We start from the raw sequence: 26786 nt of genomic DNA, 5'->3' as shown, positions 1-26786 counted from the left end.
TAGTACATTGTGCGAAAATAGCTCGTTGCCAGTTCCTTCTTTTTTTTTATGTTTTAAGAATTTTTCCTTAAGTGGTTTTTTATTTTAAGTGGTTTTTTATTTTCAAATAATGAAAGCTTTTACATATTTAAAATAATTAGTATAAACTATCCCTTGAGGTGAATATAATGGAATTAAGTATTTTGTTAATTCAACAAATATGTCAATTATTTATTATGATTTTTTTTGGCTTTTTGCTTGTAAGAGGTCGAGTTTTAACAGCGGAAAATAGTAAAGTATTATCTATTTTACTTTTATATGTTGCATGCCCTTGTGCCATTATCAATTCTTTTATGATTGATTTTACATCAGATAAGTTGATTGGTTTAGGAATATCTTTTTTAGGGGCTATTTTAGTACATATCATTTTTATTCCATTTGCTAATTTATTAGGAAAAATTTTTGGTTTTACACCTATTGAAAAAGCAACACTTATTTATTCAAATTCTGGTAATTTAATTATTCCTTTAGTAGGAGCCATTTTAGGAAATGAATGGGTCATTTATTCAAGTGGTTATATGGTTATACAAACTATTTTATTATGGACACATGCTAAAAGTCTTGTTTGTAATGAACCATCATTTGATATAAAAAAGATTCTATTAAATATTAATATTATTGCTATCATTATTGGAATTTGTCTTTTTATGTTCCAATTACAATTACCATCTTTACTTGTTGATACTTTTTCTAAAGTAGGAAGTATGATGGGACCATTAGCGATGATTGTTATTGGAATGCTTATTGGAGAAATGGATTTAAGGAGTATTTTTGTAGAAAAGAGAACATATTTAATTTCTTTATTTAGATTAGTTGTCTTTCCATTAATTATGATTCTTATTTTTAAATTTACAGGTATGTCTCGTTTAACAGTTGATGCTGACAAAATTTTGTTGATTACAATTTTAGCTGCATCTGCACCACCAGCGGCAACAATTACACAATTTGCACAACTCTATAATAAACATCCAGGGTATGCAAGTATTATGAATGTAATGGGGGTTATTTTTAGTATTATTACGATGCCATTCATGATTATGATTTATCAATTATTATAAAAGGTAGAGATACCTTTTTTATTTATAGTTTAATAAAAGGAGTTAGACATGAAAAAAATATTATGTATTTTATTATTACTTCTTACAGGGTGTTCCTCTAAAACATCAATGATAGAAATCCAAAAACATGTTTATGTAGAAAAAGAATTTAAAGATAGTTGGTTAGAAACTAATGAATTTGGTGATAGCTATATTAAAGAAGAACTCCAAGGAGGATATCATTATCATTTTGATCAACAGTTTTTAGAAATCTTTTTTAATACTGGCGGGAAGATAGAACTTTATAACTACAGTATTAAAAAGAATGATTTGATTATTTCAGGGGAAATGATTCCTCCTAAAACGATTCGTTTAGTTCATCCACATCTTGATAATGTGACAAGTGAAGGAGTAATTATTCATGAATTAGGTCATTATTTTGATGAAAAACATCAATTTAGTTCTTCTAAACAGTTTACAGAGTTATATAAGAAATATAGAACATTATTTAATCAAAAGACAAAAAAAGAATATTTTGCATAATGTTTTAAAGAATATGTTGGTGGTCATCAAGAAAAGGTGAAACCATTTCATTCATATATGAAGACAATTACTCAAAAAATACGCCAAAAAAATAAATGAGCTATGCAAAAAGCGTGACTTATGAATAAAAAAACGATATAATGTGTCTAAAAAAGAAACTAATAAATAGGTTTTGATAAATGATATTAATGCACTTTAAAATATGATAATATGTTATGGTGAGGTGAAAATGATGGATGATTTTATTAGACCGCCAAAAAAAGAAGTAAAACAAGAAACAAAACAAAGACCAATCAAAGAAGTTTTAATTGTTATTTTGATTATTGTCTGTCTTGCAATTGGGTATTTTGCAGGCTATGTTTCAAAAAAGAATGTTATTGTTAAAAGTAAAAATGATAGCAGTATTATTAATGAAGTTTATGATACTTTAGATAAGTATTGGGTAAATACGAATGATCAAGATGTAAGTTTAAATACCTCTGCTATTGAAGGAATGGTTGCAGGATTAAATGATCCTCATTCAAGTTATCTAACAAGCAAAGAAGCTGTTGAATTTAATCAAACAGTTGCTGGAAATTATCAAGGCATCGGTGTAGGTTTTTCTATGGTAGAACAAGGGGCCATGATTACTAAAGTATATAGTGATTCACCAGCAAGTAAAGCAGGCTTAAAAGTTGGCGATATTATCACGAAAGCGGATGGAAATGAATTAGCACAAGCAAGTACTGATCAAGTAAGAGACTACGTGCGAGGTGAAGATGGAACAGAAGTTACATTAACGATTTTAAGTAATCAAAAAACAAGTGATGTGACAGTTACAAGAGGCGCATTAGATACTTCTGCTTTTTATGAAATAAGAAAACAAGGAAATGTATCTTTTGGATATATTGAATTATCAACTTTTGGAACAGATACTGCTAAGCAAGTAGAAACAGCCTTAGAAATGTTTAAAAAGAAAAATATTCAAACATTAGTTATTGATTTAAGAGATAATGGTGGAGGCTATTTAACAGCTGCTACAGATATTTTAGATTTATTCTTTACTTCAGATGAAGTAATTTATCAAATGAAAGAAAAAAATAGTGCAGCAAAAAAATATTATGCAGAATCAGATAAAAAATATGAATTTGAAAATGGTTATATTCTTGTAAATGAAAATACAGCAAGTGCTTCTGAATTAACAGCAGGAGCTTTACAAAGTGAAAAAGGATATCAACTTATTGGAAAAACAACTTATGGAAAAGGAAGTGCACAAACTCAAAAAACGCTTTCTGATGGATCAGTTTTAAAGTATACGTATGCTAAATGGATGATTCCTAATGGGACATGTATTAATGGAAAGGGTCTAACACCTGATGAAGAAGTTGATAATGTTTCATTATCAGGAATTACAACAAAAGATGTAAAAGAAACCTTAAAAGTTGATTGTGTAAATACACGTATTAAATCTATGCAAAAGATGCTCAATATTTTAGGATATTCTGTTGATCGAGAAGATGGTTATTTTTCAGTTAATACACAAGCAGCATTACAACAATTTGAAACAGATAATCATTTAAACGTAGATGGAGAGTATAGTCAAAGTGATAAACAAATGCTGGTTGCAAGAATGATGATTTATATCAATAATCATGAAAATGATAAACAGTATGATCAGTTAATGAAAATCATAAAATAAGGTGGTGAAACTATGTCTCAGTTTAAACTCGTTTCTCCTTTTCAACCAATGGGAGATCAAGTTCAAGCTATTCAAGAACTTGTAGATGGTTTAAAAGCAGGTAAAAAGGAACAAGTCTTACTTGGGGGAACTGGAACAGGAAAAACATTTACTGTTGCTAATGTTATCAAAGAATATAATAAACCAACGTTGGTTTTAGCACATAATAAAACATTAGCAGGACAATTATATTCAGAGTTAAAAGAATTTTTTCCTGAAAATAGAGTAGAGTACTTTATTTCAAACTTCGATTTTTATCAACCAGAAGCTTATATTCCAGGTAGAGATCTCTATATTGATAAAAATGCAAAAACAAATTATGAAATTGAAATGTTGCGTTCAGCAGCAATGAATTCACTTATTGAAAGAGAAGATGTCATTGTTGTTGCTTCAGTTGCTTCTATTTATGGACTTGGAAATCCTGAACAGTATAAAGAAATGATTTTCTCATTACGTGTTGATCAAGATATTGATCGTAGAGAATTATTGACATTTTTAGTCGATCGTCAATATCAAAGAAATGATATTGAACAAACTAAAGGAACTTTTAGGGTTCGTGGTGATGTTATTGAAATTGTTCCAGGACATAGTGAAAGTTATTTGATTCGTATTGAATTATTTGGAGATACAGTAGAACGTATTTGCGAAGTAGATCCCCTTACAGGACATATTTTAGGTTCTTATAATACGTATACTATTTATCCTGCTTATGGATATGTAACGAAAAAGGAACAAATGTTAAAAGCTTGTGATACGATTTCTAAGGAATTAGAAGAACGATTACAGTATTTTAAAGATGAAACAAAGCTATTAGAGTACGAACGTCTTGATCAAAGAACGAGACATGACGTGGAAATGTTAAGAGAAGTGGGAATGTGTCCAGGAATTGAAAATTATTCACGACATATCGATGGACGAAAAGCAGGTCAAAGACCTTATACATTGATTGATTATTTTCCTAAAGATTTTTTACTTGTCGTAGATGAAAGTCATGTTATGCTTCCACAAATTAGAGGAATGTATAATGGGGATCGTTCTCGTAAAGAAACATTAGTAGAATATGGTTTTAGACTTCCAAGTGCTTTGGATAATAGACCACTTGTTTTTGAAGAGTTTGAAGATTTGATTCATCAAGCTATCTTTGTTTCTGCAACGCCAGGTGATTATGAACTAGATAAGGTCCATCATCAAGTTGTTGAACAAATTATTAGACCAACAGGGCTATTAGATCCAATCATAGAAGTAAGACCTATTGATGGTCAAGTAGATGATATTATTGATGAAATTCATCAACGTATTGAAAAAAATGAACGTGTATTGATTACCACACTTACTAAAAGAATGGCAGAAGACCTCAGTGCTTATCTTGTAGAACTTGGGTTAAAAGTTGCTTATTTGCATAGTGATACTAAAACATTAGAAAGAACAGAAATTTTAAGAGATCTACGTCTTGGAAAATATGATGTTTTAGTGGGTATCAACTTGTTAAGAGAAGGATTAGACTTACCAGAAGTTTCTCTTGTTTGTATTTTAGATGCTGATAAGGAAGGTTTTTTAAGATCGGAAAGATCATTGATTCAAACTATTGGACGTGCTGCTAGAAATAGTCATGGTAAAGTTATTATGTATGGTGATAAAATTACTGATTCTATGCAAAAGGCCATTGATGAAACAGCAAGACGTCGTGAAATACAAGAAAAATATAATAAGGAACATGGTATTATTCCTCAAACAATCAAAAAGGAAATTAGAGAAGCTATCCATGGACAAGAAAATGTGGATGAAGCCATTTCTCTTGTTAAAAAAGGTAAGAAAGCGAAGAAGAAAGATAAAGAAACACTTATTAAAGAACTTGAAAAACAAATGAAAGAAGCAGCAAAAGCACTTGATTTTGAAAGAGCAATGGAACTTAGAGATATGATGTTGGAGTTGCAAGGTGAAGTTTGAGTTTAATCATTTAGAAAAAAGTGTTTTAGATTCTTTATCTAAAAAGGGTCGAGTTTATCTTGTAGGTGGTATTGTTAGAGATATGGTGATGTATCAAAAGGTAGATTACCATGATGTAGATGTAGAAATCTATGATCTAGAAATAGATGAGATTATTGATATTTTATCTCAATATGGAAAAGTAAACGAGGTAGGTAAAAGTTTTGGTATTTTAAAATTGGATTGTTTACCAAACTTTGATTTTGCTTTACCTCGTATTGAAAGAAAAAAAGGACAAACACATCGAGAATTTGAGGTAGAAGTTCATAAAAATTTAGATATGAAAATAGCATGTCGTAGAAGAGATTTTACAATCAATGCAATGATGTATGATTATCAAAATGAAAAGCTGATAGATTATTATCAAGGACAAGAAGATATTAAAAATAAATGTTTAAAAATGGTTGATGAAAAAACATTTTATGAAGATCCTTTAAGAGTATTAAGATTAGCTCAATTTATGGCTCGTTTTGAATTTCAAGTGGATTTAAAAACAAAAGAGATTTGTCAAAAAATGGTCAATGAAGGAGTTTTACAATATTTATCTTTAGAACGAATTCAACAAGAATATAATAAGTTATTGATGTCTTCACATCCATCAATGGGTTTAAAATTCTTATTAGAACTCAATGCTCTTATTCGTCCTTTAGAAACATTAGCAACATGTCCTCAAAGATTAGATTTTCATCCTGAAGGAAATGTGATGAATCATACTTTATTAGTTGTTGACTTAGCTGCTTTATGTAAAGATAAAACAAGTTGGCCACTTGCTTTCATGTGGAGTGCTTTACTTCATGATATAGGAAAACCATTAGTAACAACTCCTGAAGGAAAAGCACCAGGGCATAATGAAAGTGGTGTAAAAGTTTTTAATCAATATTTTAGTCATTTTTTTACAAATAAAAAAATGAAAAAATATATTCGTACAATGATCTATTATCATATGCATTTGATGAATATGGTAAGAAATCAAAGCAAAGATTATAGTTACTATAAATTATTAAAAGGAATAGAAGGAATTTTTCCTTTAAACGATTTAGTATGTATGTCGAAATGTGATAAGTTAGGACGACTTGCAAATCGTCCAGAAACAATTTCAACATTAGATACTTATGTTGAAGAAAAGGTTTCAAGATGTGGAAATCATGCATTAAAACCTTTTGTGGATGGTAAACTCTTAATAGAATTAGGATTTAAACCTAATCAAGATTTTAAAGAATTACTTGATTGGGCCTATGATTTACAAATGAGAGGGCATGACAAAGAAAGTGTTATTCAATTATTGAAAGGAAGAAAAGATGGAAAATAAATTAATTATTCGAGGAGCAAGAGAAAATAATTTAAAAAACATTAATATCGATATTCCTAAAAATAAACTTGTTATTATGACAGGTCTTTCTGGTTCAGGGAAAACATCTTTAGCTTTTGATACAATTTATGCTGAAGGACAAAGAAGATATGTAGAATCACTAAGTGCTTATGCAAGACAGTTTTTAGGCAATATGGAAAAACCAGATGTTGATGCGATTGAAGGTTTATCACCTGCTATTGCAATTGATCAAAAAACAACTTCTAACAATCCACGTTCAACTGTAGGAACAGTTACAGAAATCTATGATTATTTAAGATTGTTATATGCACGTGTAGGAAAAGCTTATTGTCCTAAACATGATGTTGTTATTGAAAGTCAAACAATTAAACAAATGGCAGATACGATTGACCAATACGCTGATGGCAATCGTTTAATGGTTGTCGCAAGAGTTGTTAAAAGAAAGAAAGGAACTTTTAAAGATTATTTTGCGGACTTATTAAAAGATGGTTATTTACGTGTGGTTGTTGATGGACAAAATTACATGTTAGATGAAGAAATCGAACTTGATAAAAATAAAAAACATGATATTGATGTCGTTATTGATCGTATTATCAAAAAGGAAGGTTATCGTAGTCGTTTAGTAGATTCTTTAGAAGTCGGTTTGAAACTAACGGGTGGAGAAGTCATTGTTCAAAACTTAACAACAAAAACAGAAGAACTTTTTAGTGAACATCTTGCTTGTCCAATTTGTGGTTTTTCTGTTCCTAAATTAGAACCACGTTTATTTTCATTTAATAATCCATTAGGAGCTTGTCCGGATTGTCGTGGATTAGGGATTAAAAATGAAGTGGATGTTGATTTATTGATTCCAGATTGGAGTAAATCAATTAATGAAGGTGGACTTCGTTATTTTAAAACAGCAGTCGGAACAAATCGTATTGAATGGCAAAGATTTTTAGTTCTTTGTAAGAAATATAAAATAGATTTAGATAAACCATTAAAAGATTTTACAAAACAAGAATTAAGTTATATTCTTGATGGTTCGAGAGAACCTATTAGTTATGAAATCGTATCAGATAGTGGAAATGTCTCACGTACAACAAAATTTATTGAAGGTGTGAGAACATTAATTGCAAGAAGATATGAAGAAACAACTTCAAAATGGTCAAAAGAATGGTATGCATCCTTTATGTCAGAACATACTTGTCCTACATGTAAGGGAAGAAGACTTAATGATCAAGTTCTTTCTGTAAGAGTCGGTGGTTTAAATATTGCTGAATTTACAGAACAATCAATTGAGGATGCTTTACATTTTATTCAAAATATAAAATTAACAGACTATGAAATGAATATTGCTCGATTAGTTGTTAAAGAAATCAATGATCGTCTTACATTCTTAAATAATGTTGGTCTTGGTTACTTAACACTTGCTAGACGTGCAGGAGGATTATCTGGTGGAGAAGCTCAACGTATCCGTCTAGCAACTCAAATTGGAACACGTCTTACGGGAGTATTATATGTTTTAGATGAACCATCTATTGGTTTACATCAAAGAGATAATGAAAAGCTTATTAAATCTTTACAAGATATTAGAGATTTGGGAAATAGCGTTCTCGTTGTTGAACATGATGAAGATACAATGAGAGCTTCAGATTTTATTGTTGATATTGGTCCAGGAGCTGGTGTTCATGGTGGACAAGTCATTTGTGCAGGGACACCAGAAGAAGTTATGAATTGTAAAGATTCTATTACAGGACAATATTTATCTGGAAATAGAAAGATTGAAGTTCCTCAAAAACGACGTAAAGGGAATGGCTTATTTATTGAAGTCAAAGGGGCTAAGGAACACAATTTAAAGAATATTAATGTTAAATTTCCTCTTGGTAAATTCAATGTCGTTACAGGAGTATCAGGAAGTGGTAAATCAACATTAGTGAATGATATTTTAGGAAAATCATTAATGAGATATGTTTATCAATCAAAAGAGAGACCAGGCTTACATAAAGAAATCTTGGGAATTGAAAATATTGATAAAGTCATAGAAGTTTCACAAGATCCAATTGGAAGAACACCACGTTCAAATCCAGTAACTTATACAGGTGTCTTCGATGATATTCGTGATTTATTTGCACAAACAAATGAAGCGAAAATGAGAGGTTATGATAAAGGAAGATTCTCATTTAACGTTAAAGGTGGTCGTTGTGAAGCGTGTCAAGGTGATGGACTAAAGAAAATTTCAATGCACTTTTTACCAGATGTCTACGTTCCTTGCGAACAATGTGAAGGTAAACGATATAATGAAGAAACTTTACAAGTGACTTATAAAGATAAAAATATTTATGATGTTTTAGAAATGACAGTAGAAGAAGCGGTAGATTTCTTTGATAATTTACCAAAAATTAGAAATAAGATCCAAACACTTTATGATGTTGGTCTTGGTTATATTAAACTTGGTCAAAGTGCAACAACTCTTTCTGGTGGAGAAGCTCAAAGAGTTAAACTTGCAAGTGAATTACAAAAGAAGTCAACAGGAAAAACTGTTTATATTCTTGATGAACCAACAACTGGATTACACAGTCATGATGTTGCAAGACTTATCGATGTTTTACAACGTATTGTTGATCAAGGAGATACAATTATTGTTATTGAACATAATTTAGATGTTATTAAAGTAGCAGATCATATCATTGATTTAGGACCTGAAGGTGGAGCTGGAGGAGGAACAATTGTTGTTACAGGTACTCCAGAAAAAGTAGCAAAGTGTGAAAAAAGTTATACAGGTCAGTTCTTGAAATCAATGCTTTAAGGAGAAAAAAGATGAAATCAATTACAGTAGAAAAATTATTAGGGAATAATAAAAATTATCAACAAGTTACAGGAAATGAAGAATCTTTAAAAAGAGTTATTTTAACTGGTGAAATCAATCGACCAGGTTTTGAATTAGCAGGATTCTTTAAACATAGTGACTTTAGAAGAATTATTGTCTTTGGTGATAAAGAAATGGCTTTTATTGCTGAGATGACAGAAGAAAGACAAAAAGAAATCTTTCCGTGTTTAATTAATGAAGAAGTACCTTGTATTCTAATTTGTAAAGGACATCCTTGTCCTGAAGTATTAAAAAATATTGCTGATGAAAGAAACTTTCCAATTTTTCAAACAGAAATGATTACAGGTGTTGTATCAAGTGAACTTATGAATACTTTAGAAGAAAAACTTGCAAGAGAAACATTAATGCATGGTGTTTTTCTAAATATTCATGGTAAAGGTGTCATTATTAAAGGGGATAGTGGAATCGGTAAATCAGAAATTGCTTTAGAACTTGTTAAAAGAGGCCATTTATTAGTTGCTGATGATGCTGTAGAACTTTATCGTATAGGACAAAAAATCGTTGGTAAAGCACCTGCTGTTCTTGCTAATTTATTAGAAATTAGAGGAATTGGGGTTATTGATGTTTCTAAGATGTTTGGTATTTCTGCTATTTTAGATAGAAATGATGTTGATTTGGTGATTCAGCTAGAACGTTGGGTACCATCACGTGAATATACACGTGTAGGGGTTGAAGAAAATGATATTTCAGAAGATGTTTTAGGAATTAAAATTCCTAAAATAGTTGTTCCTGTATCAAGTGGTCGTAGTATGTCGGTTATTATTGAAGCGGCAGTTATGAATATGCGTTTACGTGACGTAGGTATTGATTCAAGTAAAGAATTTGTTGAACGTATTCTTAAAAATATTGATCATAATAAACAAGAACAATGAGATTCTTCCCAAGTTTTAATACCTTTATAGAAATTGGACCACTTTCTATACAATGGTATGCAGTTTGTATATTGACAGGTGCAGCAATTGCTTATTTTTTAGGGCAATATCATTTTAAAAAATTAGGTTATTCAAAAGAAATACTTTCTGATTATGTTTTTGGTTTATTATTTGTAGGAATCATTGGTGCTAGAATTTGGTATGTGATTTTTATGTGGAATGAATTGTATGCTAATAATCCGATGGAAATCATTATGATCAATCATGGAGGACTTGCTATTCAAGGAGGACTTATCACAGGACTTATTTATAGTTATTTCTTCTTTAAAAAAAGAAATATTTCATTTCTTGTTGCGGGGGATGCCATCATGCCAGGTGTCCTTATTGCCCAAGCATGTGGGAGATGGGGAAACTTCTTTAATCAAGAAGCTTATGGAAGTGCAGTTGATTTAAGTTTCTTAAAAGCACTTCATTTACCACAGTTTATCATTGATAAAATGTATATTCATGGTCAATATTATCAACCTACATTTTTATATGAATCCTTAGGATGTGTGATTGGTTTTTTAATTATTTTCTTTATTATTAGAAAGTACCAACAAAAACAAGGAATTCAGTTTTTTACTTATTTTATTTGGTATGGAGTTATTCGTTTTTTCATAGAAGCATTTAGAACAGATAGTTTATATGTTTTTGGATTAAAAACAGCACAACTTGTTTCTATTGTATTTGTTATTGTTGGTTTAATAGGATTTATTTATTGTCATTTTAAAGGACAAGATGTATTGGAGGAAAGATAGTGCATAAGACTATCTTTTTTTTGTAAAATAGATATAATAATTTACATTAAGGAGAAAAGTATGAAAAAAGCAATTATTTTTGATTTAGATGGAACACTCTTAAATACAAATTTATTAATAAAAAAATCATTTATACACACATTTAAAAAATATAAACCAGGTTATACTTTAAGTGAAGAAGAACTGCTTTCATTTCTAGGGCCTTCTTTAAAAAATACCTTTAGTCGATATGTAGAAGAAGATCAAGTGGATGAATTAATTCAATATTATCGAGAATATAATCATGCACATCATGAAGATTATGTCACAATTTATCCATATGTTGAAGAAATGTTAAAATATTTAAAAGCACAAGACTTTCCTCTAGCTGTAGTTACAACAAAATATAAAGAAGCAGCTATATTAGGATTGGATTTATTTAATATAACGCCATATTTTGATGTCATCATTGGAGAAAATGATGTGAAACGTTCAAAACCTGATCCTGAAGGAATATTATGTGCATTAAAAAAATTAAATTGTCAAGAAGGTTATTATGTAGGTGATAATGTAACTGATATTCAAGCAGGTAAAAATGCGGGAATTAAAACAGTAGGAGTGAAATGGTCACCTAAAGGATATGCTCTTATAGAAAAAGAACATCCAGATTTGTTAATTAATGATTATCAAGAATTTATAAATTATATAAAGGAGAAAGAAAAATGTTAGATTTAATAATTATTGGTGCTGGACCTGCGGGGTTAAGTGCTTGTTTATATGCGAGTCGTGCGGGATTAGATGTTTTAATATTTGATAGTGCAGCTCCAGGTGGTAAATTAAATGTTACTGCCCAAATTGAAAACTATCCTGGACTTAAACCAACACCAGGCCCAGAAATTGCTTTTACAATGTATGAAAGTGCCTTGAGTTTTGGAGCAAAAATGGAATATGGTGAAGTTTTAGATATTAAAGATTACGGAGATTACAAAGAAGTTGTCACTGCTAAACAAACATATCAAACAAAATATGTTTTAATTGCGACAGGTACAAAAGAAAGACAAATGAATCTTGAAAAAGAAAATGAACTTGTTGGACGTGGAATTTCTTATTGTGCTGTCTGTGATGGTCCTTTCTTTAAAAATCAAGAAGTTGCTGTCATCGGTGGTGGAAATTCAGCGCTTGAAGAAGCAATGTATCTTGCAACATTATGTAAAAAAGTACATTTAATTGTAAGACGAGATGTTTTTAGAGCTGATAAAATTATTCAAGACCGTTTATTAAAAAGTGAAAATATTGAAGTTCATTTTAAAAGAAAACCAGCTGAGATTTTAGAAGAAGATAACAAAGTAAAAGGTCTTGTTTTAGAAAATAGTGAGACAGGTGAAAAAGAAGAATTAATGGTCAATGGTATTTTCCCATTTATTGGTTTGGATCCTATGACACAATGTGCAAAATCATTAGGAATTGTCAATTCAGCAGGTTATATAGATGCAAATGAAAATATGGAAACAGCTGTTAAAGGAATCTTTGTAGCAGGAGATGTAAGAAATAAACAATTAAGACAAGTTGTTACGGCTACAAATGATGGTGCTATTGCTGGACAATACATTGCTTCATTAAAATAAAAGTTCAGATGGTTACATCTGGCTTTTATTTATAGATGAATTTTGATAGAATAGATACGAAAAATAGAAAGGAGAGGTATTATGGATAAAATTGAGATTGTCATTGTTACAGGTATGTCAGGTGCTGGAAAAACAACAGCGATGGCCGCTTTTGAAAATATGGCTTATTGTTGTATTGATAATTATCCAATTGCTTTATTAGGAGCATTTTCAGAATTTTTAAAGGATAATACGAATTATCAAAGAATAGCAATGGCAGTAAGTTTAGCTGATGCGCCAAAAGCCATTCGTTTTTTAAATAATGTAGATTGGCTAAATGTGTCGGTTATTTTCTTGGACTGTGATGATAATATTATTTTAAAAAGATATAAAGAAACAAGGAGAACACATCCTATTTTGATTTCTAATAAAGCCGCTACACTTGTAGAAGCTATTGGATATGAAAGAAAATTAGCAAGACCTATTTCTAAAGAAGCAAATATGGTTATTGATACAACAAATCTAAAAGGAAATAAGTTCCAACAGTTATTAGAAAACCAATTTAATCACCAATCTATAGATCCATTTAGAATAAGTTTTGTATCCTTTGGATATAAACATGGTATACCTAAAGATGCAGATTTACTTTTTGATGTGCGTTTTTTACCAAATCCTTTCTATATAGAGGAACTTAGAAATCTTACTGGAAACGATAAAGAAGTTTATGATTATGTAATAGATAAACCTGAAACCCAAGTCTTTATTCAAAAAATGACAGATTTATTAGATTATTTATTAGAAGAATATGATAAAGAAGGAAAGACGCATGTTGTCATTGGTATTGGATGTACTGGTGGACAACATCGTTCAGTGAGCTTAACAAATTATTTTGCAGATCACTATAGTCAAAAGTATCATGTTCATCGTCTACACAGGGATGCTGTTCATTAATGAAAGTATCATTTGCTAGACAAGTTAAAGAGGAAGTTGTTTTTAATGATTTTGATATTTGTTGTCAAAAAGCTATTTTATCAGCAATTATTAAAGTCAATGGAACACTTTCTTTATCAAATCAAGGTTTATTACTTACAATAAGAACAGAAAATGCAAAAATAGCATCTAAAGTTCATAAAATGTTAAAAGAAGTGTATCATCCTCATATAGAGTTTCTTGTTTCTAGAAAAATGAAATTACAAAAAAATAATATCTATATTCTTAAAGTCTCAAAAGCAAGAGAAATCTTAGATGATTTAGGTTTAATGAATGGATTAGGTTTCCATACACTTCCTGATAAAAAAATAATTCAAAAAGAATGTTGTAAAAGAGCATTTTTAGCGGGTATCTTTTTATCTGGAGGATCTGTCAATAACCCAGAAACATCGAATTATCATTTAGAGTTATCTGTTGATGAAGAAGAATATGCGTTATTTATTCAAGAATTAATGAATTATTTTCATTTAAATGCCAAAATGACAAAAAGAAGAAACAAATATGTTATATATTTAAAATCGGCAGAGAAGATAGGAGACTTTTTAAGAGCCATTGGTGCGAGCCAATCGGTGATGAATTTTGAAAGTACTCGTATTGATCGAAGTATGTCAAATACTGTAAACAGATGGAATAACTGTGATATTGCTAATGAGGTCAAATCAATGGCTTCTTCTAATAAACAATTAGAAGATATCAGTATTATTGAGATGTTTATGGGACTTGATATGCTTGATGAAAAAACAAGAACTGTTGCTTTGATTCGTAAAAAATATCCAGATTATACATTAAATGAATTGTGTAATGCTTATCAAGATGAAACAGGTCTGACGATTAGTAAATCGGGATTGCATCATCGTTTTAAAAAATTAAGTGAACAAGCAGCACAATTAATGCAAATGCAAAATGAATAAAGATATTCACATTTTATTTGGTTTACGAATTAAAGAATTAAGAGTGAGAGCACATATCTCTCAAGAAGAACTTTCATTTCGTTCAGGATTATCTAAAAATTATATTTCAGATGTTGAAAGAGGTACGAGAAATATTTCTTTAAAAGCCATTTCAAAATTAGCGGATGGTTTGAAAGTAGAAGTGAAGGAATTATTTAATTTTTCTAAATAGGAGTAAAAAAATGCCAATTTATCAAATTATTTTAGTTATTGCAGTTGTTATTTTAGTTTTAAGTTTATTATTAAATTTATTATTCAGTCCTATTACATGGATCATTATTGCTATTCTTGTGATTTATTCTTTTATTAGAAGATACTTATATGAAAAACAATTGAAAGAATATAATGAAAGAATTGAAAAAGAAATAGCAGAGAAAAAAGCGGCTTATCAATCAGGTCAAGCTTACCGTAATGGGAGTGACGATGTTATTGATGTAAATTATGTAGAAAAAGATGAAAATGAATAAAAACTATTGACATCTAATTCATAGAGGTATACTATGATAGCAACAATACAAAAAGACATTGAAAAGGAAAGTAATTTATTGAAAATGCCTAGAGAGTTCTTGGTTGGTGGAAAAGAAACATGGAAGATAAATGAAAATGGCCTTGGAGTTGCATACCGAGCCAAGTTGGTTAGGCTATGACGGATTCACCCGTTAAAGTGATAGAGTATGATGGTACTCGATGAGGAAATAATCGTGAGGTTATTTTAAATTAAGGTGGTAACGCGAGGTAACTCGTCCTTTGTATAAAGGACGAGTTTTTTGTTTGTTGTATTGTAATAAAAGAAAAAGGGGAAAAGAAAAATGAAAAAGGGATTAAAATTATTATTATCAGCAGCATTCGCATTATCAATTGCAGGATGTGCTAATGGATCATCAAACGATGATAAAACAATTAAAATAGGAGCAACAGCTATACCGCATGCGGAGATATTAAATGATGTCGTTAAAGATGAGTTAGAAAAAGAAGGTTATACATTAGAAGTGACTGAATTTACAGATTATGTAACACCTAATACTTCATTAGAAGATGGAGATTTAGATGCTAACTATTTCCAAACATTAGCGTATTTAAAAGAACAAAATAAAGAAAGAAAATTACATTTAAAAGCCGTAGCCGGTATTCATTATGAAGCAATGGCTCTCTATTCAGAAAACTTAAAATCATTAGATGATTTAAAAGATGGAGCTACAATTGCTGTACCAAACGATGGTTCAAATGAATCAAGAGCACTTGCTTTACTTGCTAAAAATAACTTAATTGAATTAAACGATGATACACTTTATACAGCATCAAGTATTACAGCAAATCCACATAATTATAAAATTGAAGAATTAGAAGCAGCCAATTTACCAAACAACTTACCAGATGTAGATGTTGCAGTTATTAATGGTAACTATGCATTAGAACATAATTTAGGAGATAGCACAAACGTTTTATTAACAGAAAGTTTTACAGATGAAGAAGCACAACCTTATATCAATTACTTAGTAGTTAAAGAAGGAAATGAAAATACAGCTAAAGCAAAAGCTTTAAAGAAAGCATTACAATCAAAAAAAGTGAAAAATTATATCAAAAAATATAAAGGTTCTGTTCAAGCTGTCTTTACAGATCCTACAAAATAAGGAGATTTAAAATGAGTGTTATTTATTTAGCTGGAGGATGCTTTTGGGGCGTTCAAAAATATTTTGATCAATTTGATGGAATTATAAAAACAACAGTAGGTTATGCTAATGGGCATACTGAAAATCCAAAATATGAAGATGTTAAAGCAGAAAAAACAGGACACGTTGAAACGGTAAAAATTGAATATGATGAAAGTCTTCGAAGTTTAAATCAAATATTGGATGATTATTATAAAATAATTGATCCTACTTCTTTAAATAAACAAGGTGAAGATGAAGGTATTTCTTATCGTACAGGTATTTATTATACAAATGAAAGTGACTTAGAAATTATTCAAAATAAAACAAATGAAATTCAAAAAAATTATCAAGAAAAAGTGCTTGTTGAGATACAACCACTCGATAATTTCTATGAAGCAGAGGAATATCATCAAAAATATTTAGAAAAGAATCCCCAAGGATATTGCCATATAGGAAAATGTTTTTTTGGTTGAGAGGAAGAGGTTTATGATTGAGATAAAAAATTTGTATAAAAGTTATGGCTCTTTAGAAGTGCTCAAAGATATTTCTTTTAAGATAGAAAAAGGAGATATTTTTGGAATCATTGGACAAAGTGGAGCAGGTAAGTCAACATTGCTACGTTGTTTCAATGGTCTAGAGAATTTTCAAAAAGGAGAAGTGATTGTTGATGGACAAGCAATTTCATCTTTAAATAAAAAACAAATGAGTAATATTCAAAAAGAAATGGGTATGATCTTTCAAAACTTTAATCTTTTAAATAGATTAAATGTTTATGATAATATTGCTTTACCATTAAAGTTTTGGAAACAAGATCCTCATAGTTTAGAAAATAAACAGAGAATTGAAAAACTTTTGAAATTGGTGGGATTAGAAGAAAAAAGTCAAGCTTATCCTCGTCAATTAAGTGGAGGACAAAAACAAAGAGTAGCGATTGCTCGAGCACTTGTTTTAAATCCCGAAATTCTTTTATGTGATGAAGCTACATCAGCATTAGATCCACAAATTACAAGAGATATCTTAAATCTATTATTAAAAATCAACAAAGAGATGAATATTACGATTGTAGTTGTCACACATCAAATGGAAGTTATTAAACAAATCTGTAATAAAGTCGCTTTTCTTAAAGATGGACGTGTTTTATCAGTGGGTAAACCGGAAGAACTTTTTGTGGCACCAAATCAAGAAATTCAAAAATTTGTGGGCGATGATATTGAAATTCTGCCACAAACTGGTAAAAATATTAAATTATTCTTTACAAATAATAATTCCAAATCACATACGATTACACAACTTGCTAGAACACTTGATATCAACTTTGATATCTGCCAAGGAAAACTTGAAAACTTTAGAGGTTCCATGATGGGAAGCCTTATTATCAATATTGATGAAAAAGATCTACAAGCAGTAGGAAATTATTTAGATCAAGAAAAAATTACATGGGAGGAAATTGTATGAGTGATGTTATTTTAAAAGCAACGTATGAAACGTTATATATGGTCATTGGATCAACTTTCTTTGCTGTTATTTTAGGTTTTGTTCCAGCAATTATTTTAACACTCACTGCACCGGATGGATTAAAACCAAATAAGGTCGTTTATACAATTTTAGATATTCTTGTTAATATTTTTAGAAGTTTCCCATTTGTTATTTTAATGGTCATTGTGATTCCACTTACAAGATTAATTGCTGGTAAAGCGATTGGAACGACAGCAGCTCTTGTGCCACTTACAATTTCAGCTATTCCATTTGTTGCTAGAGTCATTGAAAGTGCATTAAGAAGTGTTGATGTTGGGTTAATTGAAGCAGCTAAATCATTTGGAGCTAGTGATTTTCAAATCATTTATCGTATTTATTTAAAAGAAGCTTTTCCTGCTATTTTATCAGGAATTACGCTTACAATGATTAGTATTATTGGTTATAGTGCAATGGGTGGTGCCTTAGGAGCAGGAGGACTTGGAGATATAGCGATTCGTTATGGCTATCAAGCTTATAAGATTCCTTATCTTGTTGTTACAAGTATCATCTTAATTATCTTTGTACAAATTATTCAAACAATCGGCAATCATTTATATAAAAAATTATCTTAAAAGATCCAAGCGGTCTTTTTTATGTTATGATTGAAAAAAGGAGTGGGAATATGAAATGTAAATATTGTGGAGCAGAAATAGGAAATAGCATTGAATGTCATTTATGTGGACATAAACAAATCGGGAAAACAACGTGTCCAGTCTGTTCAAAACTTATTTATCCTTATCAAGAATATTGTTCTAATTGTGGAAGTCCTACAATTTATCGTAAGTCTGATCCAATAAAAAAAGTAACCCCTGATACAAGTGTACATAGTGAAGCAAGTCATAATTATCATACGGTTTCTGAAAGTTATGATTATAAAAAGAATGCATATGATTATAAAAAGCCTTTTAAAGATTTGAATAAGTATGTACCCATTCAAAAAAATAAAAAAACGTTTAATCATCCAAATGTAAGAAAAAATAAACGAATTGTTAAGATAGTTATAGGAATTATTGTTGCCTTTAATTTAATTATTCCGATTGCAGGAGCAATTATTGGAATCATAGGAGATAGTTTAGAAACAGGTGAGACGACATCTTTTGATGATAGTGGAAATACAGACTTAACAAGCTTTAATTTAAGCCAAGATAGTTCTAGAGGCGATTATAATCAAAATTTTACAAATAGTGATGGCGGAGCTTTTGTTTATCAAAATAAACTCTATATTTCTTTAAATGGACAATTAATAAAATATGATGCTCATTTTGAAAATTCAGAAGTTTTAGAAGAAAGCAGTTGTGATCATATTTATGTAGATGATCGTGGATGCTTTTATGAAAATGATAGTGATTTTGTCTTTTTAGATTTCAATGGAAAAAGAAAAACTCTATTAAATGAAGTCAGTCATTGTTATGTTTTAGATCAAAAAATCTTTTATATTAAAGATGAAACTCTTTATTGTTTAACTATTGATGAAAATATAAATGTTATTGATAATCAAAAAATCAAAGATAATATTTATGAGTTTACAGTAGATGATCAAAATCAACGTATTTTATGTACAAATACAGATTATGAAAGTCAATTGATTGATTTTAATGGAACAACTTTAAAAAATAAAATGAATAGCTATGAAGATGGTTATTTTATTGATGGTTTCTTATATTATCGAGAATATGATGGAGTCTATAAGACAGACTTTAGTAATGATGAGGGAGAACTTGTACAAGCAGCAAGTGATATTTATCGTTTTGGGGTAGGTCAAGATGAAGAAAATGAAAAAGTCATTGTTTATGGTGAAAACTATGATAATGTTTTAAATGCTTATTTCGATGATGATAGTTATGCTTTATATGATGATGCCAGAGATTTCTATATTATTGGTGAGAAAGTGATTTTCTTTACTTATGATGATGATTATACGCGTCATTATTTTATCAGTAGCTATGATGGTGAATATGCACCTTTCGAAGAATGACAATTTAGTCATTCTTTTTATTTTATGACTGTGGTAGAATAAGGTCACTAGGAGTGATAAGAATGTATTGTAGTCAATGTGGAACATATGTTGAAGATGATATGCTGTTTTGTCCTCAATGTGGAAAACAGTTAAAACCAATAAAAAAAGTTTGTATTCGTTGTCAGTTACCATTAACTGAAAATGAAGAAGTCTGTCCAGCTTGTGGAATGAGACAAACACAAGAAGAAGTAGTGGAAGAAGATCCTTATAAAGGATATTGGAAAAAGCCAATTCTTTGGATACTTTCAGCTGTTTTATGTTTATCAGCTGTTTTTCTAGGAAGTTATATGATAAGTCATCCTTTACAATCAATGTCAAGTCAAGAAAAAAATTATGTCTTAGAAGGCAAAGTGAGCACGTATAATGTTTCTGCTAATAATCAAGCAGGTGGACAATATCTAAAAGATAATCAACATCTTTATTATGTTATCAATAATCAACTTTTAGTAAGCGATTTAGATGAATTAGAAACAAGTGAAGTATTGATAGACGATTGTGTGGGCTATTTAAGTATTGAAAATCATGTTCTTTATTATTGTGATTCTCAATATAATTATCAAGCTTATGATTTAAAGACAAAAACAACGACCCAAATATTAGAAAATGTGTATTATCCAATTATAAAAAATCATGTTATTTATTATCAATTAGATCAAGATCATGAAAGTTTATATCGTTATTCATTGGATGATCAAACAAATCAAAAATTAAATGATGAAACATCTTATGATATTACAATAGATGGAAAATATATTTATTATTTAGCTAAAAATGATGAACAATATGCTTTAAAAAGAATGACAATTACAGGTGAAAATATAGAAACACTCTATGAAAAACAATGTACATTCGCTCTTGATAACAAAGATTTATATCTTACTGATAATTCACAAATTATAAAAATCAATAAAGAAACATTAAAACAAGAAACAATCAAAAAAGTAGAAAATAGAGCCATTGCTTTAGTCAATAATAAAATTGTCTATGCAACAGGAACCCAACTTAAAATGATGAGTTTAAATGGGAAAGATGATCAGATTTTATTTAAGAATATCGTTGTATCAGATTTACAAGTTTTAGGATCTGATTTATTTACCAAAGGATATGTTCAAGAAAGTGGAGTCAAATATATTGTTTTCAATATTAAAGGGCAATATAAAGCTTTAAATGAAAATACAGCACAAGAATTTGAAAATTTACAAGATGCATAGGAGAATAATATGAAAGTATATGAAATATTAGAGGCAACAAAAGGTATTTTAGTTTCTGGAAATAAAGAAGATGATATTTGTTTCTTTAGTCAAGATAGTAGACAAATGAAAAATGGAGGAATGTATATTCCTTTAAAAGGTGAAAGATTTGATGGACATGATTTTATTGAAAGTGCTTTTCAAACAGGAGCAACAGCAATTATTACCGCTAAAGATGTAAGTTATCCAGATAAAATTGTGATTAAAGTAGAAGATACTTATCAAGCTTTAAAAGATATGGCCATTTATTTAAGAAGTCATCGCCCTGTAAAGGTTGTGGGAGTTACAGGAAGTGTTGGAAAAACAAGTACACGTGATATGGTCTATAGTGTTGTTAAACAAAAATATAAAACTTTAAAAACAGAAGGTAATTATAATAATGAAACAGGTCTACCATTAACAATTTTAAGATATCAAGATGAAGAAGTCATGGTCTTAGAAATGGGGATGAATCATTTAAATGAAATGTCAAGATTATCTATGATTGCTCATCCTGATGTCGCATGTATTACCAATGTTGGAACAGCACATATTGGTGAACTAGGAAGTCGTGAAAATATTTTAAAAGCAAAGTTAGAAATTACAGATGGTATGAAAGATCAATCTACTTTAATTATTAACAATGATAATGATATGTTACAGACTGTTGATTTACCTCGTTTAAATGTTGTAAGAGTTGGAAAAAATGAAGGGGCTTCTATTCAAGCAAGTGATATTGAATTATTTGAAGATCACAGTACATTTATTGTTCATTATCATGATCAAAGTGAAAAAATTTGGGTTCCTGTTCAAGGAGAGCATAATGTTTTTAATGCGTTAATTGCAATTGCAGTAGGATTAGAGTTAGATATTTCTCTAGAAGATATTAAAAAGGGTATACAAGAGTTTGAATTAACTAAAAATAGAATGGATATTCTTGAAAAAAATCATAAAACAATTATTGATGGAACATATAATGCAAGTGTAGATTCAATGAAATCAAGTATAGATGTTCTAGCAAATTATAAAAAACGTAAAGTTGCTATTTTAGCGGATATGTTAGAACTCGGAAGTTATAGTCAACAACTTCATGAAGAAGTGGGAAACTATGTTGCTACTAAAGAAATAGATGTTTTGATTTGTATTGGAAAAGAAGCAAAGTATATGTATCAAAAAGCAAAAGAAAAAATGGAGAATGTTTATTATTTTACTTCTAATCAAGAAGTTATTGAACAATTAGATCAATTTTTAAAGAATGATGATGTGGTTTTAGTTAAAGGAAGCCACTCTATGAATTTAAAAGAAATTGTAGAAAAGATATAAGTTATGAAAAAAAAGAAAAAATTAAGATTAAAAAGACCCTTTCAGTTAATTCTTGCAGCATTATTGTTTTTATTGGCTTTTTCATTCTTTCAACTTATAAAAAATCAATTTAAGCAAGAGAATAAATTGGTTTCAACTCAGGTATTGAATTATGAAGATTTAATGCTAAAATATGCAAGGGAAAATGATATAGAAGAGTATTTAGGATTATTACAGGCAATGATGATGCAAGAATCTGGAGGACAAGGAAATGATCCAATGCAATCATCTGAATGTGAATTTAATACACAGTTTGAAAAGAAACCTAATGCTATTAGTGATCCCGAATATTCTATTCAAGTAGGTATTCGATACTTTGCTAAATGTTTAGAAAAGGCAAATGTAAGTTCTTTAAAAGATGAAAAAGGAATATTTTTAGCTTTACAATCTTATAATTATGGTATTGGATATATGAATTACGTTGAACAAACAGACAAGCAATATACTTATCAAAATGCTATAGATTTTTCTGAGAAATGTAAAAAGGATTATAACGTATCAGTCTATGGAGATAGTAAGTATGTATATCATGTTTTAAGATATTATGAAGATACTACTTTAGTAGATGATTGGTTAGAATTATATCGTTAAGGAGATTATTATGAAACAAAAATTGATGGTTGTTTGTGGTGGACAATCGAGTGAACATATTGTTTCTCGTATGTCTTGTACATCAGTAATGAATAATTTAAATAAAGAACATTATGATGTGACATTAGTAGGAATTGATCAAGATGGATCTTGGTATTTATTAGATCAAGGTCAAGCTGATTTGGCTCAAGATACTTGGTTAGAAAATTCTCAAGTTATTCAAGATATTTTTGGAGTATTAAAGCAACAAGATGTTGTTTTACCAATTTTACATGGTGCTTTTGGAGAAGATGGAACAATCCAAGGTTTATTTGAATTAGCAGGTGTTCCTTATGTTGGATGTCGTGTTTTAGCTTCTGCTGTATCAATGGATAAAATTTATACAAAGAAGATTTTAGAAACTGCAGGAATTCCACAAGTAAAATCTTTATATGTTAAAAAAAGATATGATGGAAAACTTGTTGTTGTCAATAAACAATTTGATGAAATTGAAGATATTGAAAAAACAGTGGAAAAAGAATTAGGATTCCCATGTTTTATTAAAGCAAGTCGTTCTGGATCAAGTGTAGGATGTTATCGTTGTGATCATAAAGAAGATTTAATGACAAAACTTATTGAAGCTTCAAAATATGATCGTCATATTGTTGTTGAAGAATGTGTTGATTGTATCGAACTTGAAACGGCTGTTTTAGGAAATGATGATCCAATCGTTTCACGTGTTGGACAAATCATGCCTCATGGTGAATTCTATACTTTTGAATCTAAATATGAAGATGAAGAAAGTAAAACATGTATTCCTGCTTTAGTTGATCAAGAAATTCAAGATAAGATTCGTGAATATGCTTTAAGAGTATTTAAAGCAGTTGATGGACATGGTCTATCAAGAGTTGATTTCTTCTTAGATAAGAAATCAAATCAAATCTATTTAAATGAAATTAATACTTTACCTGGATTTACAAAGATTTCAATGTATCCACAATTAATGAATGATTTTGGTATTTCTTATAGTGAATTACTAGATAGAGTAATTCAATTAGCTTTCGATAAATAATAAAAAACTATTAAAATAATAATATATTTTAAATTAGTTAAATTAACTTAAAGACATTGACTTTAGTAAAAAAAAAGTCTAACATTACAAGTAACCATAAAATAAATACTTCGATAGGAACTAGTAAGTACTATTTCAAGGCGTAGAGAGATTCTGGTTGGTGGAAAGAATTGTTTGAGTAATACTGAACTCATCCTTGAGTGGAGCGCTGAACTTAAGTAGGTGGCTACGGTATGCAACCGTTATTTTGTAAGAGTATGAACTATTATGTAGCGTACTTAGCGAGGTGGATAAAGTGATTTATTCACAAATTGAGGTGGAACCACGAAGTAATATAACTCTCGTCCTCAAAATGGCCGGATTGGCTATTTTGAGACGGGAGTTTTTTTATAGTATTAAGGAGGAAATGGAAATGAATTACGAAAAGTACAAGAGATTTGAAACAATTAAATTAAAAGACCGTACTTGGCCTGATAAAACAATTGAAAAAGCACCAATTTGGTGTTCGGTTGATTTAAGAGATGGAAATCAAGCATTAATTACACCAATGAAAATAGAAGAAAAAGTGGAAATGTTTCAACTTTTAGTAGACTTAGGATTTAAAGAAATTGAAGTAGGTTTTCCTTCTTCAAGTCAAATTGAATATGATTTCTTAAGATTATTAATTGAAGAAAATTTAATTCCTGATGATGTGACTGTTCAAGTATTAACTCAAGCAAGAGAACATTTAATTAGAAAAACATTTGAAGCTTTAAAAGGATTAGATAAAGCTATCGTCCATGTTTACAATTCAACTTCTATCTTACAAAGAGATGTTGTCTTTAACAAAGATAAAGATGAAATTAAACAAATTGCAATTGATGGTGTTCAATTAGTAAAAGACTTATCAAAAGAATTTGAAGGAAAAGTGATTCTTGAATATTCACCAGAAAGTTTTACAGGAACTGAAGTTGATTATGCAATGGAAGTATGTGAAGCCGTTATGGATACATGGGGAGCAAGTAAAGATAATAAAGTGATTATCAACTTACCTTCAACTGTAGAAATGGATACACCAAATGTTTATGCTGATCAAATCGAATGGATGTGTCGTAACTTCAAAGATCGTGAAAGAGTCATTGTTTCTGTTCATCCTCATAATGATAGAGGTTGTGGAATTGCTTCAACTGAACTTGCTTTATTAGCGGGTGCTGATCGTGTTGAAGGAACATTATTTGGTAATGGTGAAAGAACAGGAAATGTTGATGTTGTGACTGTTGCTTTAAATATGTTCACTCATGGAGTTGATCCACAATTAGAATTAGGAAGTATTAATGATATTAAACATGTTTATGAAAAATGTACAAAAATGGATATTCCACCAAGACATCCATATGTTGGACAATTAGTCTTTACAGCTTTCTCTGGAAGTCATCAAGATGCAATCAATAAAGGAATGCATGCTTTAAGAGAAAGAAATTCGAAAATGTGGGAAGTTCCATATTTACCAATTGATCCAAGTGATTTAGGTAGACAATATGAACCAATTGTTCGTATTAATTCACAATCTGGTAAAGGTGGCGTTGCTTATGTTATGGAAAGCATGTATGGCTATCATTTACCAAAAGGATTACAAGTAGACTTTGCAAAAGTGATTCAAGATATTTCTGAAGAAGAAGGAGAAGTTTCACCAGAAAGAGTTTACGATACATTTATTGAACAATATGTAGATATTAAAGAACCATATGAATTTATTAAACAAAAATTAATTGATATTTCTGAAGATGATTCTGAATTTGAAAGAAAAGCAGAAATTACTTTAAAAGATCATGGAGAAATAAGAACGATTGTTGGTTATGGTAATGGACCAATCGATGCTGTTAAAGATGCATTTAATGAAAATGGCTTTGTTTATACACATTTCTTAGATTATAGTGAACATTCATTATCATCAGGATCTAGTTCAAAAGCAGCTGCTTATGTTTATTTAAGAGTTAAAGGAAGTGCTGTTCAAGAATATGGAGTAGGGGTACATCCAAATATTACAACAGCTACAATTAAAGCCATTATTTCAGCTATGAATAGAATTCATAAACAATTAAAAAAATAGGGAGGATTAAAACATGGATAGACTTGTTTTATCATTGCTTGTTGAAAATAATCCAGGGGTATTAAACCGTGTTGCTGGTTTATTTAGTAGACGAGGATATAACATTGAAAGTATTTCAGTAGGACAAACAAATATTAAAGGAATGTCACGTATGACAGTTGTTTCTACTGGTGATGAACAAATTTTAACGCAAATTGAAAAACAATTAGGGAAACTTGTAGAAGTCGTTGAAATTGAAAAACTTGAACCAGATGATTCAGTTTATCGAGAACTTGTCTTAATTAAAGTAGATGCAAATGCTGATCAAAGAACAAATATCAACTCAATTGTTGATATCTTTAGAGCACATATTATCGATGTTTCACCAACTTCATTAATTATAGAAGTTACTGGAAATACAAGAAAAGTCAATCAATTATTAACAATGCTTAACGGATTCAACGTGACAGAAATTGCTCGCACAGGACTCGTTGGAATGCATAGAGGAAGCCAAGGAAATTAAGGGGGACATTAAAAATGGCAAAAATTTTTTATGAATCAGATTGTGACTTATCATTATTAGAT

25 protein-coding genes and 2 other annotated features are annotated in these 26786 nt (G+C 29.8%); all 25 genes read left to right on the top strand.

Features of this window, described 5'->3' with window-relative positions; translation table 11 throughout:
* The first annotated feature begins 167 nt into the window (after positions 1–167).
* The 25 genes from LJD34_RS10895 (at position 168) to ilvN (ending at position 26724) form a co-directional block, all read left to right on the top strand.
* Positions 168–1097, top strand: coding sequence for an AEC family transporter (locus LJD34_RS10895; RefSeq protein WP_032089436.1), 930 nt, complete (start codon positions 168–170; stop codon positions 1095–1097).
* A gap of 48 nt (positions 1098–1145) precedes the next feature.
* Positions 1146–1619: a hypothetical protein gene (locus LJD34_RS10890; RefSeq protein ID WP_227359875.1), complete on the top strand. Its 474-nt coding sequence runs from the start codon at positions 1146–1148 to the stop codon at positions 1617–1619.
* Between the two features lie 232 nt (positions 1620–1851).
* The gene (locus LJD34_RS10885) at positions 1852–3297 is read left to right on the top strand and encodes a S41 family peptidase (RefSeq protein WP_227359874.1); all 1446 of its coding nucleotides are present in this window, start codon (positions 1852–1854) and stop codon (positions 3295–3297) included.
* A 12-nt stretch (positions 3298–3309) separates the two neighbouring features.
* Positions 3310–5283 carry an excinuclease ABC subunit UvrB gene (gene uvrB / locus LJD34_RS10880; protein ID WP_032089433.1) on the top strand — a complete coding sequence of 658 codons (1974 nt, stop codon included), beginning with the start codon at positions 3310–3312 and terminating at the stop codon, positions 5281–5283.
* Entirely contained in the window at positions 5273–6631 is a 1359-nt protein-coding gene (locus LJD34_RS16625) for a CCA tRNA nucleotidyltransferase (RefSeq protein ID WP_227359873.1), read from the top strand. Before uvrB ends, LJD34_RS16625 begins: the two co-directional genes overlap by 11 nt.
* Positions 6621–9440 (top strand): excinuclease ABC subunit UvrA, encoded by a 2820-nt coding sequence (uvrA, locus tag LJD34_RS10870; RefSeq protein ID WP_227359872.1) that lies wholly within the window; start codon positions 6621–6623, stop codon positions 9438–9440. Before LJD34_RS16625 ends, uvrA begins: the two co-directional genes overlap by 11 nt.
* Positions 9441–9451: 11 nt before the next feature.
* On the top strand, positions 9452–10393 hold the full coding sequence (gene hprK / locus LJD34_RS10865; RefSeq protein ID WP_227359871.1) for an HPr(Ser) kinase/phosphatase: 942 nt from the start codon (positions 9452–9454) through the stop codon (positions 10391–10393).
* On the top strand, positions 10390–11193 hold the full coding sequence (gene lgt / locus LJD34_RS10860) for a prolipoprotein diacylglyceryl transferase (RefSeq protein WP_117481803.1): 804 nt from the start codon (positions 10390–10392) through the stop codon (positions 11191–11193). Before hprK ends, lgt begins: the two co-directional genes overlap by 4 nt.
* Positions 11194–11253: 60 nt before the next feature.
* Positions 11254–11901: a pyrophosphatase PpaX gene (ppaX, locus tag LJD34_RS10855; RefSeq protein WP_147580850.1), complete on the top strand. Its 648-nt coding sequence runs from the start codon at positions 11254–11256 to the stop codon at positions 11899–11901.
* Positions 11895–12797, top strand: coding sequence for a thioredoxin-disulfide reductase (gene trxB / locus LJD34_RS10850; protein WP_147580851.1), 903 nt, complete (start codon positions 11895–11897; stop codon positions 12795–12797). Before ppaX ends, trxB begins: the two co-directional genes overlap by 7 nt.
* Before the next feature lie 81 nt (positions 12798–12878).
* Positions 12879–13727, top strand: coding sequence for an RNase adapter RapZ (gene rapZ, locus LJD34_RS10845; protein WP_147580852.1), 849 nt, complete (start codon positions 12879–12881; stop codon positions 13725–13727).
* Entirely contained in the window at positions 13727–14677 is a 951-nt protein-coding gene (gene whiA, locus LJD34_RS10840) for a DNA-binding protein WhiA (RefSeq protein ID WP_119362709.1), read from the top strand. The genes rapZ and whiA overlap by 1 nt, the downstream gene beginning before the upstream one ends.
* A complete protein-coding gene (locus LJD34_RS10835; RefSeq protein ID WP_022001629.1) occupies positions 14670–14888 on the top strand; it encodes a helix-turn-helix domain-containing protein in 219 nt (72 codons plus the stop codon). Before whiA ends, LJD34_RS10835 begins: the two co-directional genes overlap by 8 nt.
* 10 nt (positions 14889–14898) lie before the next feature.
* Positions 14899–15183 carry a hypothetical protein gene (locus LJD34_RS10830; RefSeq protein ID WP_022001628.1) on the top strand — a complete coding sequence of 95 codons (285 nt, stop codon included), beginning with the start codon at positions 14899–14901 and terminating at the stop codon, positions 15181–15183.
* 49 nt (positions 15184–15232) lie between these two features.
* Positions 15233–15467, top strand: a binding site (T-box leader).
* Positions 15468–15525: 58 nt separating this feature from the next.
* Positions 15526–16347 carry a MetQ/NlpA family ABC transporter substrate-binding protein gene (locus LJD34_RS10825; protein WP_119362711.1) on the top strand — a complete coding sequence of 274 codons (822 nt, stop codon included), beginning with the start codon at positions 15526–15528 and terminating at the stop codon, positions 16345–16347.
* An 11-nt stretch (positions 16348–16358) separates the two neighbouring features.
* Entirely contained in the window at positions 16359–16841 is a 483-nt protein-coding gene (gene msrA, locus LJD34_RS10820; protein WP_227359870.1) for a peptide-methionine (S)-S-oxide reductase MsrA, read from the top strand.
* Between the two features lie 13 nt (positions 16842–16854).
* Positions 16855–17823 (top strand): methionine ABC transporter ATP-binding protein, encoded by a 969-nt coding sequence (locus tag LJD34_RS10815; protein ID WP_119362713.1) that lies wholly within the window; start codon positions 16855–16857, stop codon positions 17821–17823.
* Positions 17820–18455, top strand: a complete 636-nt coding sequence (locus tag LJD34_RS10810) for a methionine ABC transporter permease (RefSeq protein ID WP_227359869.1) — start codon at positions 17820–17822, stop codon at positions 18453–18455. The genes LJD34_RS10815 and LJD34_RS10810 overlap by 4 nt, the downstream gene beginning before the upstream one ends.
* Before the next feature lie 50 nt (positions 18456–18505).
* Complete coding sequence (locus tag LJD34_RS10805; protein ID WP_227359868.1) at positions 18506–19858, top strand: zinc ribbon domain-containing protein; 1353 nt, start codon at positions 18506–18508, stop codon at positions 19856–19858.
* 62 nt (positions 19859–19920) lie between these two features.
* A complete protein-coding gene (locus tag LJD34_RS10800; RefSeq protein ID WP_227359867.1) occupies positions 19921–21111 on the top strand; it encodes a DUF5050 domain-containing protein in 1191 nt (396 codons plus the stop codon).
* 9 nt (positions 21112–21120) lie between these two features.
* The gene (locus LJD34_RS10795) at positions 21121–22452 is read left to right on the top strand and encodes a UDP-N-acetylmuramoyl-tripeptide--D-alanyl-D-alanine ligase (protein WP_227359866.1); all 1332 of its coding nucleotides are present in this window, start codon (positions 21121–21123) and stop codon (positions 22450–22452) included.
* A gap of 3 nt (positions 22453–22455) precedes the next feature.
* The gene (locus tag LJD34_RS10790) at positions 22456–23082 is read left to right on the top strand and encodes a lysozyme family protein (RefSeq protein WP_052010785.1); all 627 of its coding nucleotides are present in this window, start codon (positions 22456–22458) and stop codon (positions 23080–23082) included.
* 10 nt (positions 23083–23092) lie between these two features.
* On the top strand, positions 23093–24133 hold the full coding sequence (locus tag LJD34_RS10785) for a D-alanine--D-alanine ligase family protein (protein WP_227359865.1): 1041 nt from the start codon (positions 23093–23095) through the stop codon (positions 24131–24133).
* A 101-nt stretch (positions 24134–24234) separates the two neighbouring features.
* Positions 24235–24485, top strand: a binding site (T-box leader).
* 60 nt (positions 24486–24545) lie between these two features.
* On the top strand, positions 24546–26222 hold the full coding sequence (leuA, locus tag LJD34_RS10780; RefSeq protein ID WP_032089417.1) for a 2-isopropylmalate synthase: 1677 nt from the start codon (positions 24546–24548) through the stop codon (positions 26220–26222).
* Between the two features lie 13 nt (positions 26223–26235).
* Positions 26236–26724: an acetolactate synthase small subunit gene (ilvN, locus tag LJD34_RS10775; RefSeq protein WP_147580860.1), complete on the top strand. Its 489-nt coding sequence runs from the start codon at positions 26236–26238 to the stop codon at positions 26722–26724.
* Positions 26725–26786: the final 62 nt, after the last annotated feature.

This window comes from Faecalibacillus sp. MSK20_93, assembly GCF_020589945.1.
In the GTDB taxonomy this organism is placed as follows: domain Bacteria; phylum Bacillota_I; class Bacilli_A; order Erysipelotrichales; family Coprobacillaceae; genus Faecalibacillus; species Faecalibacillus intestinalis.
Note: the sequence above shows the minus strand (reverse complement) of the source record. Positions and strands in the feature narration are given on the sequence as shown.